A 7,912-nucleotide genomic window follows, 5' to 3' on the forward strand; every position below is an offset into this window, starting at 1 on the left:
CACCAGTATCGCCGAGGAGATCAACAATCGACCCCGCCGCCGACTGGGCTATCTCACGCCCACCGAGGCATTCGCCCGACTACTCGCCGGCGAGCCCCATGTTGCTTCGACGCCTTGACATCGCCCACTGATCGCCCGGAGAACTTCAGCGAGGCGGCGGACCAGATGCTTCCTGAGACCACGGACAGCATCGATTGAACCGGCCTTGATATCCTGGCCGGTCGACCAGCTCGTCTGGATCCAGCTTGATAAGTCAGGGGCACAAGCGGGCGTGATAAAGCCTGCGCAGAGAGGCCCCGCTCGGCTGTCCCACTCGTGCTCTATGCTCCACATCAGATCCGTCGATAACTATTTCTGAGTGGAGGACAGTTGATGGCGAGCCGCCAGGAGGAAGTGCCGATCCCGCGACAGGGAAACCTTTTTTCTTTCTCGGAGTTGGAGGAACTGCCAGGCTTCACACCTCGTCCCAGCCGCACCGCACACAGCAGCCCCGTCGTAAACACCAAGAAGCTGCGTGGCCTCGAGGCGCCGATCCTGACCGGACTCACGGTCGTCGGACCTGAAGACATCCCCCAGATATCACAGACAACCAGTGTCCCCAAGCGTCTGATCGCCTTCTCTGAGCGCAAGCAGTGCACACCCGAGCACGGCGACTGGGTGCACTTCTACGAAGACGACTACCGCTTCCGGAGCATCTGGCAGTCCCCACACCGACATCTTCCACGTTTGAGGCAGTTCACTGGCGTCATCACTCCAGACTTCTCCCTCTACTCCAACATGCCCGCTGCCATGAAGAAGTGGAGCACGTTCCGGAACTATGCGATCGGCGCTTGGCTGCAGCGGGAAGGTGTTGACGTAATCGCCAACGTACGGATGAGCGGGACGGACTCGGCTTTCTACACGCTGGCAGCTGCGCCCCGCCACTCCACGCTTGCTCTCAGCCTTCACGGATGCATCTCCGATCCGATCAACCGCAAGGAGGTTCGCCAGGAGATTCGCTGGATCTGCGATGACCGTGCACCCTCCGCGCTGGTCGTATATGGCCCTGCCCCAGACGATCTGCTCACCTATCCTCTTGAGCACGGAGTCAATGTGTACCGCTTCCCCGCCGACTCCCGTCACCGTTCCTCTCACCGGGAGGCAGCATGAGCAAACCGCGCAGCCGGCTGATCGACTACGCATCACACACGTTCCGCACCGTATTCGGCTACACGACGGAGCTCCACTTCGGAAAACAGGCGAAGCACATCGCTGACCGCCACGAACACATCGCCGGTCGCTCTGTCATCACGATCAGTGTCGTGGCACTACAGGCTCTGGTGGAGCAGAAAGCTGGCACTGGGGACCGCAAGGGGGCCAACAAGGAGGTCGTGGACTTCGGGGTAACGATCGGCTTTCACGTCGATTCTGAGACCGGAAAGCAAACCTCAACAACCTGGGGAACCATCCACTACTCAAAGACAGGAGTGCACGTAGTGCCGACCTTTCCGCCTCCCCACCATGGAGCTGACCGATGATCTTCCACGACGAAGAGCGCAGCACCACCGCCGCCCTGACCGCCTACGCGATGGCCCATCCCCACGCCCGGTTGCTCATCGAGTTCGGGGAGCAGGAGTCCTACATCGGCGCATTCGACACGACGTACGAGAGCGACAACTCCGGCGAGCTGGACATCGAGATGGAGGACCCGCGCTACGACGAGTTCCACCAGGTGAGCTACGGGGTCCTCGAGATCATCCAGGACGGGCCGCGGCGCTTCCGCGATGTCTGGTCCACCCCGCAGAAGGACTGGCTCACCATCGACTACCGCGACTTCCCCACCCGCGTCGTAGACGTGGACCGCGGGGTCGTCGTGTATCCGGTGGATGCATCGGGGCAGGCGGGAGAATCGGAGAGCCCAGCGTCGGCCTGAGCACTGCAGAAACCGCGCCCGGGGCCGCCAGCCCTGCAGGTCCCCTACCCTCTCACCAGTCGTCGGTCTCCTCAGGGGCGAGGGTGGCGCGGGCCAGGGTGATGGCGACATCGGAAAGGCGCTCATCACGCCGCGAGGCTGCGTCGGGCCGAAGGTTGCGCAGGATCGAGCAGGCGGGCAACTCCCTGATCAGCGCATGCAGCCCCCACCGATCGCTGGTACTCCACCCCAGCTCCCCGAGCAGCCGCACCACAGCATCAATACTCAGGGCCCCGCCCGACGGAAGCATGCTCACGTGCAACAGCAACACGGTACTCGCGTCACGCTCAAAGCCGTCTCGCTCCGGGATCAGAGTGCTGCGCAGGTGCTCCCAGAGCCCCCAGGGGTCCTCCAGCAGCGGGGCGATCTTGGCTGGCAGCCGTAGCGTGCCCTTGTGCTTGCGCAGCAGCTTCACGGTCTGCAGGGCGTGACGGAAGTGCCGGACGCTGGCGGCGTGGACCTCCCGGTTGTCCTTCCCCAGGCCGGTGATCTGCGTGGGCACCACCTCGCAGGCGCGTTCCACCAGCGCGGGCGGGAGGTGCCCGGCAGCGGTGAGCGTGATGCCCTCCCCGTCGGCCTCGCGCATGAACCACAGGATCGGATCCAGCGCCGCGATGAGCTCATCCTCCTCCGGAGGCTCCGGGGCGACCATGAGGTCCAGGCCGGGCATCTTCAGCCGATGGTGCACCGGGTGCCCGGTGGTGCGCTCAAGCAGCTGCGTATAGGCGGGGTGGAAATCCGGCTCGGCACGAGCGTCGCCCTCAGCCCACAGCAGATCGTTCAGCTCCGCGAGGTCCAGATGCGCGGGATCCGGTAGCACGGTGGCCAGATCTTCCGCGTCGGTCAGACCCCCGCAGTCCTCCGGTGGGGCCGCGCGGCGCCCAGCGATCGCGCGGACCTGCCGGTCCTCCCTCTCCGCCGGGCGGATCTTCTCCAGCTTCAGCCGGACCTCCCACATGTCGCCGTAGTCGTAGACGTAGCGGACCGTGTCCTCGACCGCCGCGAACGCCTCATCGAGATGCACGTCCTTGGCGGGAACCCCGTCCTCCTCACCGTCCTCGACGTCGTAGGGGCACAGCAACAGCTGCGCCTCAGGGCTGAAAGGGCTGCCGCCCAGGCCGAAGCGCCACAGGTGGCGGTCCTCCCAGTCGAAGACGGCCTGCAGGATGTGGTGCAGCTGCTGGAACGTGAGGTCGCTGGGCATCTCCAGGCGGCGCCAGATCGGTGGGCGGGCCTGCTCGATATCGGCCCGGATCGTGAGGACCACGGGCTCCTCACGCCGAGGGCCGCGCCGTTCCGGGCGCGCCAGCGCCGCGGGCATCGCGGCTGCCCCCGCGTGGTCCAGGAGGCTCGTCACCGTCTGCTTCTGCTGCTCCAGCGGCATGGAGGACATCAGCTCCTCCAGCCAGGCGCGGATTTCCTCATGGTTGCGCTTCTTCGAGATCACGGATCTACGGTAGTGGGAGCGCGCTGACTGGTGACCGGGCTTGCGCTCCCGGGCCACGACTCCGCCAGCGCACACCTCCGCGCCGCCACGGCCTTCCGGGCCTCGCGCAGCTCACGCAGGGCCTGCTCGAGGTCCTTCGGGGTGCTAGCAATCAGAAGCTCAAGCCCTCGTCGTCCCCGTGCATGAGCAGATCCCGCAGCTTCCCGCCGCTGAACAGCAGGAGCAGGAAGCTCGCAAGGTTGCCGTGGTACTTCCCGTCGGCGTCCTTCCACACCAGGCCAATGTCGGCGGCATTGTCGAGGCGAACTGCCACGCGGACCAGGCGCCAGCACTCCTCGATGGGGTGCTCGCGACGCTCCGGTTGCTCGTAGAGTTCCACGAGGTCCGGCTGGGGCGGCAGCTGCAGGCCTTCCGGCGCGGACGCGAAGGTCAACGCGAGCAGGAAGTCCATGGTCGTGTCGATGTCCGCAGAACTGCTGCGATCGACCAGCACGAGATGAGTGAGCGCGATGTTCAGGAGCGTCTTGGCGAAGTCGCTGAACCCCTCGGGATCCTCCTCGAGCGCGACGTACGGCTCCATCGGCTGCTTCCCCGGCACCGCGCGGGTGGCACCGAGCTCCACCCAGCCGCCCTGGCAGAGCGCCGTCCACGGCGCTTCCACCTCCAGCACATCCCACATGCTGCGGGCGTTCGCGTGCTCGGTCAGCCCCCAGCTCTCCACAACCTTGCGCAGGTCCGCGCGCTGTAGCGCCCCGGTATCGGTGACCGGTAGCCGCTCCCCCACCAGCTCCAGCAGGCTCACGGCGCGCTGCACGAGCGGCAGCTGCGCCCACTGCTCGGCGGGGATGTCAGCATTCGCGTCCCCGTCGTTTTCCTCGATACGGCGTGCGATCCGACGCTCGAGCTCGTCGTCATCGGGCAGGAACCAGGGCCACTCCGGCGCCGTCTCCTCCTCCGCCCATTCGCCCGCCCCGGGAACGTACGGCGGCACAGAGGCGGGCAGACGGCCCGTGTCGCTGATCGCGGTGCGCTGTTCGCGCGTGAGCTGGTTGTTGTACCAGTGCATGAAGTCGTCGAACTGCTGCTTATCGGCGAGGTCCACCCCCGCATCCATGGCGTAGGTGAGGACGTTGCCGCTCGAGCTGCGCCGGGTGGGGTCATCGAACGCTTCGAGCACCTCGAGCTCCAGCTCATCCAGGAGGCCCCTGAGGTCTGCCAGGTGCGCCGGTGCGCGCCGCCAGCGATCCGTCTCCTCCAGGAAGTCGAAGTACCTGACGAGGGCCGGCACGAGGTTCATGGCCTCCACCCGGGAGATCAGCCACTTGCGCGGTGCGACGTACAGCAGCAGCTCCTCGAGCAGGGTCAGGTCCCACTCCGCGGGACCCGGGCTCCCGAGGTGCTCGCGCTTCATCCGCAGCAGGACCGTGAGCGTCTGCGCCTCACCCTCCGCGACCTCCGGGTCCGTGGCCGCCTCGCGCCAGGAGCGGTAGTGCTTCATCAGCGTGGCGAGATCACGCTCCGCCCTGCGTTCCCGCTCGGCAGGGCTGATGCGGGAGGACGCGGAGGACTTCTTGCGACGAGAGGAACGCTTGGCCATAGGTCCATGGTGCCGGGTCCGCCGCGCAGCTGGGCGGTTTCGCGCCGGGGTCAGGTGTTGGAGTCCGCAGCGTCATCCACGAACGGCACTCTCCTGACCGGCCGCGTGCAATATGCAGGTAGCCGGTCAGCTGGGTACCTTCCGCGGAAGCAGCCACTGCTGCGAAAAGTCCCGCCGGCGAGCCCGGTCACGAGCTCAGCATCTGCAGCAACATTGTGGATCGGGACCACACGATCCCAGGGCGCTTCGGTCACCGCAGCGCGGCTACGGCCCCCTCGACGATGAGGTCCTCGTCCTCATCGAGGCGAGCCAGTCCCTCGGCGCTCACCACGACGACGTTCTCGTGGAAGATCCGGTCTTCCAACGGGATCTCGCGGAGGAAACAATGCCGCATCGCAGCATCAGGGATCACGACATGCTGAGCCCCGGGCTGGTAAGCATCACGCCATGGGGACTGTTCGTGGGTGAGCCGGCACAACTGAGAGGCCGAGAAATCCTGGTAGCGGTCCCAGAGCTCGTCCAGGAATGCCCGGGTGTCGGCGGGCAAGAGGTCCGCCGGCCAGCTCTCCTGCGATGACGCGATCACTCGATCTCGGAAGCCGCGGAATCGCGCCCGGATGGCGGGAACCACCGGGCCATGTTCGTATGCCTGAACATCGGCGTCGAACAGCCGCTACCCCATGGATGCAAGCGCATTCGCCTGCGCCCGATACAGCAGCTTATGCAGCTTCAGCTGCGCTACATCAGGCTCCGGGCGCTGTGCATCCAGGGCGATGAGGTACTCCGCGAGAGCGACGGGGTCGAGGTCATGGGAGACCTGCGGAGAGATCAGATCGGTCAGTTCTGTGGTCACGCCAGGCCTCCTTCCGCGGGTCGATCCGGCTCTGGCCGTGCCGTCAGTCTAGGAAGGCCCAGCGTTTGCGATCTCATCCCCCAACGCCTCAAACGTCCCAGGCGTGTAGGGCGGTGTTCCGTCCGGCAGTCGTCCCGTATCCCTGAGCGCGACGCGCTCATCAAGCCTGAGCTGATAGTTGTAGCAGGCCAAGAAGTCTTCCAGATCATCGGAATCGGTGAGATCCACGCCCTGCTCCATGGCATAGGTGATGACATTGACGTGCATGCCGCGTCGGCTTGGACCACCGAACACCTCGATCACCTGAAGCTCCATTACATAGACGAGGTCGGCGAGATCCGCGCTGGACTCCGCACTGTTCTTCCAGCGTCCTGTTTCCTCGAGGAACTCGAAGTACACAGCAAGCGCCGGCACCAGGTCAGCGGCCTCCTCAAAGGGAAGCGACTACGTGCGCGGCGCTACGTGCAGCAGCAGCTCCTCCAGGAGGTTCATGTCCCACTGCGCAGGATCTGGGCTGTCCAGCTTTTCCCATTTCATCCGCAGCAGGATGGCGAGATAGCTCGCTTCCCTCTCCACTTCGTCTGCGGGAGCGTCCGCCCCGCGCCAGGTGCGGTAGTGCTCCACCTGCGTGGCGAGATCACGCTCCGCCTGGCGCTCCAGCTCAGACGGACTGAGGCGTGACGTGGAACGGGAGGAACGCTGAGCCATAGGTCCATGGTGCCGGGTTCATCGCGCGGATGGTCGGTTTCGCGCCGAGGGCCAGGTACTGGAGTCCGCGGCGCCATCCACAAGCGGCACAAAGGGGCCACAGCTGACAGCCCTCCTCGCACATGGGACGATTGAGCGAGAACGAGTTACCGGGGAGGTGCTGATCATGCTGACGCTCGACCGTGATGCTCTCGCTGCGATCAGCCGAGCCCACAACGTGCAGCGCCTCGTGCTCTTCGGCTCCGCAGCGACCACAGCGTTCGATCCCGAGACGAGCGATGCGGACTTCATCGTGGAGTTCATTCCAGGGTCCGCCACGCCGTTCGAGGACTACTTCAACTTGAAGGCAGAGCTCGAGGCCCTGCTCGGACGGCCGGTGGATCTGCTGTCCGCGAGCCGCATCGAGAATCCGTACCTCGCGGCCTCCGTGGCGGAGACGGCGGTGGAGGTTTATGCGGCGTGATCCCCACACCGCAGCATGGGATGCGCTGAAGGCTGCCAGGAAGATCCAGCGCTTCACACAGGGCATCGAGCGCTCCGCCTACTTCGAGGATGACCTTCTACAGTCGGCCGTCGAGCGGCAGTTCGAGGTCATCGGGGAGTCGCTGAACCGGATGAGCCGACTGTCGTCCGAGCTCGCGACGCAGATCCCTGACCTCCCCAAGATCGTTGCCTTCCGCAACGTGCTCATTCACGGGTACGCGGAGGTGGAGACCGCGGTCGTCTGGGATGCCGTTACCACGCATCTCCCGCCTCTCATCGAGAATCTCAGCGCCCTCCTCGGCGAGGCTCCTGCACAGTCGGACGAGCGCCCGTAACCCCTTCCCCCCTCACCCCTCCTCAAACGCCCGGATCTCCTCGAGCTTCTCGCCGTACGCCGATGCTGGGTCATGCCGCAGGTCCAGCCACAGGTCCACGAGCGCCCGCGCGGCGGTCGGCGCGATGACGTTCTGGCCCATGCACAGAATCTGCGCGTCGTAGTTCTCCACGGCGCCGCGCACGGTGACGAGGTCGTGGGCGGTCGCGGCGCGGATCCCTGGGATCTTGCTGGCGGCGATCGCGGTGCCGATCCCGGTGCCGCAGACCAGGATGTCCCGGTCGCGGCGCCCCTCGGCGATCTCGCGGGCGGCCTGGAAGGACACCTGCGGGTAGGTGATCTCCGCGACCGTCCCGTCATCGGCCCACAACTGCCAGAGCAGGCCCCGCCCCGGGAACCCGCTGCGACCCTCACCTCGAGATTTCATCGAGGTGTGGTTTCGACTGGTGGACGACATAGAGAAAGATGCTCCTGACCTGGGATGATACGGGTTGTTCAGACTCGTAGCCATCCACTGGAAGGAGCACCTTTCAGGTGTC

12 protein-coding genes are annotated in these 7,912 nt (G+C 65.6%); 5 read left to right on the forward strand and 7 right to left on the reverse strand.

Going from position 1 to position 7,912, the window contains the following annotated elements; translation table 11 throughout:
* Nucleotides 1-372 precede the first annotated feature (372 nt).
* Genes MU407_RS13105 through MU407_RS13115 form a run of 3 tightly spaced genes read left to right on the forward strand, consistent with a single transcriptional unit; the run spans nucleotide 373 to nucleotide 1,912 of the window.
* Nucleotides 373-1,149, forward strand: a complete 777-nt coding sequence (locus tag MU407_RS13105) for a DUF4417 domain-containing protein (protein WP_246958159.1) — start codon at nucleotides 373-375, stop codon at nucleotides 1,147-1,149.
* Nucleotides 1,146-1,517 (forward strand): polymorphic toxin type 50 domain-containing protein, encoded by a 372-nt coding sequence (locus tag MU407_RS13110; protein ID WP_246958161.1) that lies wholly within the window; start codon nucleotides 1,146-1,148, stop codon nucleotides 1,515-1,517. Before MU407_RS13105 ends, MU407_RS13110 begins: the two co-directional genes overlap by 4 nt.
* Nucleotides 1,514-1,912, forward strand: coding sequence for a hypothetical protein (locus tag MU407_RS13115; protein WP_246958163.1), 399 nt, complete (start codon nucleotides 1,514-1,516; stop codon nucleotides 1,910-1,912). Before MU407_RS13110 ends, MU407_RS13115 begins: the two co-directional genes overlap by 4 nt.
* A 52-nt stretch (nucleotides 1,913-1,964) precedes the next feature.
* Here MU407_RS13115 and MU407_RS13120 read toward each other — a convergent pair whose 3' ends face one another.
* The 6 genes from MU407_RS13120 to MU407_RS13145 all read right to left on the reverse strand — a co-directional run bounded on the left by MU407_RS13120 (nucleotide 1,965) and on the right by MU407_RS13145 (nucleotide 6,556).
* Nucleotides 1,965-3,398 (reverse strand): plasmid pRiA4b ORF-3 family protein, encoded by a 1,434-nt coding sequence (locus MU407_RS13120; RefSeq protein WP_246958165.1) that lies wholly within the window; start codon nucleotides 3,396-3,398, stop codon nucleotides 1,965-1,967.
* A 151-nt stretch (nucleotides 3,399-3,549) separates the two neighbouring features.
* Nucleotides 3,550-4,995 carry a hypothetical protein gene (locus tag MU407_RS13125; protein ID WP_246958167.1) on the reverse strand — a complete coding sequence of 482 codons (1,446 nt, stop codon included), beginning with the start codon at nucleotides 4,993-4,995 and terminating at the stop codon, nucleotides 3,550-3,552.
* Between the two features lie 250 nt (nucleotides 4,996-5,245).
* A complete protein-coding gene (locus MU407_RS13130; RefSeq protein WP_281507935.1) occupies nucleotides 5,246-5,665 on the reverse strand; it encodes a type II toxin-antitoxin system antitoxin SocA domain-containing protein in 420 nt (139 codons plus the stop codon).
* 3 nt (nucleotides 5,666-5,668) lie between these two features.
* Nucleotides 5,669-5,848 (reverse strand): hypothetical protein, encoded by a 180-nt coding sequence (locus MU407_RS13135; RefSeq protein ID WP_199173912.1) that lies wholly within the window; start codon nucleotides 5,846-5,848, stop codon nucleotides 5,669-5,671.
* Nucleotides 5,849-5,896: 48 nt separating this feature from the next.
* Entirely contained in the window at nucleotides 5,897-6,262 is a 366-nt protein-coding gene (locus tag MU407_RS13140; protein ID WP_102236707.1) for a hypothetical protein, read from the reverse strand.
* A gap of 30 nt (nucleotides 6,263-6,292) precedes the next feature.
* Complete coding sequence (locus tag MU407_RS13145) at nucleotides 6,293-6,556, reverse strand: hypothetical protein (RefSeq protein WP_102236706.1); 264 nt, start codon at nucleotides 6,554-6,556, stop codon at nucleotides 6,293-6,295.
* A gap of 166 nt (nucleotides 6,557-6,722) precedes the next feature.
* Between MU407_RS13145 and MU407_RS13150 the strand changes: the two genes are divergently transcribed.
* Nucleotides 6,723-7,019 (forward strand): nucleotidyltransferase domain-containing protein, encoded by a 297-nt coding sequence (locus MU407_RS13150; protein WP_246958169.1) that lies wholly within the window; start codon nucleotides 6,723-6,725, stop codon nucleotides 7,017-7,019.
* Nucleotides 7,009-7,374, forward strand: coding sequence for a HepT-like ribonuclease domain-containing protein (locus MU407_RS13155; protein ID WP_246958171.1), 366 nt, complete (start codon nucleotides 7,009-7,011; stop codon nucleotides 7,372-7,374). Before MU407_RS13150 ends, MU407_RS13155 begins: the two co-directional genes overlap by 11 nt.
* Before the next feature lie 12 nt (nucleotides 7,375-7,386).
* Here the strand turns inward: MU407_RS13155 and MU407_RS13160 are convergent, their stop codons facing one another.
* Nucleotides 7,387-7,800, reverse strand: coding sequence for an RpiB/LacA/LacB family sugar-phosphate isomerase (locus MU407_RS13160; protein WP_246958173.1), 414 nt, complete (start codon nucleotides 7,798-7,800; stop codon nucleotides 7,387-7,389).
* Between the last annotated feature and the right edge of the window lie 112 nt (nucleotides 7,801-7,912).

It is taken from the genome of Brachybacterium sp. Marseille-Q7125, from assembly GCF_023062615.1.
Taxonomy (GTDB): Bacteria; Actinomycetota; Actinomycetes; order Actinomycetales; family Dermabacteraceae; genus Brachybacterium.